Raw genomic sequence first — 1,363 nt, 5'->3', positions numbered from 1 at the left:
GACTCCATCAGGGCGTTGACGCTCCTATAGTTGTCAACTTGCCGCAGAGGCTGTCCGAGGGGCGGGTCGGAGCAGGTGGTAGACCTCGCGGATGACGTAGCGTTTGAGGCAGCGGATGATCTCGCGTTTCGTCTTGCCTTCAGCGGTGCGGCGTGCGACGTAGTCGATCGTGGGCTGGTGGAAGCGCATCCGGACGATGACGGTTCGGTAGATCGCGGCGTTCAGCTGCCGGTGGCCGCCGTGGTTGATGCGGTGTCTGCCGCTGGTCATGCCGGAGCCGGTGGGAACGGGCGCGATCCCCGCGAGCTTGGCGAGGGCTGCTTCGGACTTGATCCTTTCGGGGTTGTCGCCGGCGACGACGAGGATCTCCGCGGCGGTGTCCACTCCGATGCCGAACGGCTCGAGCAGCTGCGGAGCAGCCTGCTGGACCAGGCCGCCGATCATCTTCGTCAGTTCCTTCGCCTCGGCGTCCAAGTACTGCCACCGCTTGGCGAGTGTCCGCAGGGTGTGGCGTAATGCGTCCTCGGGTTGTTCCAGGCGGTGGGGACGTAAGGCTGCCAGGTGTCGCGCCAGGCTGATCTGCGTCTTGCCCGCGGTCTCTTGGCGCAGGGTGTTCGGGGCGTGGACCAGTATTGCCTTCATCGTGACCATGGCCGCGGCGCGCTGTTCAACGGCCTGGTCGTGTGCGATTTTGAGCTGGCGGATCATCTCGGCTTTGCCGTCGGCGGTCTTCGGCGTGGCGGTCGCGAACCCGGCGAGCACGGCGCGGGCGGCGTTCTCGGCGTCCAGGGTGTCGGACTTTCCGTTCATGCGCCGCAGTCGCCGGTCCGGACGTCCGGCCTCGACCACCTTGTGGCCGTTCCTGCGGAGGAACGATGTCAGCGTCGCGCCGTAGGAGCCGGTGCCCTCGATCCCGAAGGCCAGGACTCTGCCGAACGAGGCCGCCCAGTTGGCCAGCTGCTGGAAGCCGCCGGTGTCGGTGGGAATCGTCAGGGTGGCCAGGATCCCGCCGATCGTGTCCATCACCGCTGCGACATGGACGTGCTTGTGCGTGTCGACGCCGATCACAACGTGCCCGGACCTGGGCTGCTCGACGCTCTGCATGATGTTCCTTCCGGCCGGTAGCGTTGGGCACGCTGTCGCCGGCCGGGCGGACAGGACTGTCACGGGGACGCTTTGGCGAGTCGGCTCCAGGCTCTTATCAGGTCACGTCCGTCCGGCGGCAGCGCTTGCTGCGTGCCCGGCCGGGCGGTCGACAGATCAACGCCAGGACACCCACAGGGTCAGTCATAAGCAAGAGTCAGACCGCCTCAGCCGGGGCTACCCGATCCTTGCGGGACCCGGTGCGAAGAGACTGACAGTC

1 protein-coding gene is annotated in these 1,363 nt (G+C 66.8%); it reads right to left on the bottom strand.

Translation table 11 applies throughout. The annotated features are described in order from the left end of the window. Nucleotides 1-33 precede the first annotated feature (33 nt). Nucleotides 34-1,104, bottom strand: a complete 1,071-nt coding sequence (locus ACWGKT_RS48455; protein ID WP_453278815.1) for an IS110 family transposase — start codon at nucleotides 1,102-1,104, stop codon at nucleotides 34-36. Nucleotides 1,105-1,363: the final 259 nt, after the last annotated feature.

The organism is Streptomyces sp. NPDC054794, assembly GCF_053611585.1.
The sequence above is the reverse complement of the archived record's forward strand: the minus strand, read 5'-3'. Positions and strand labels throughout refer to the sequence as shown.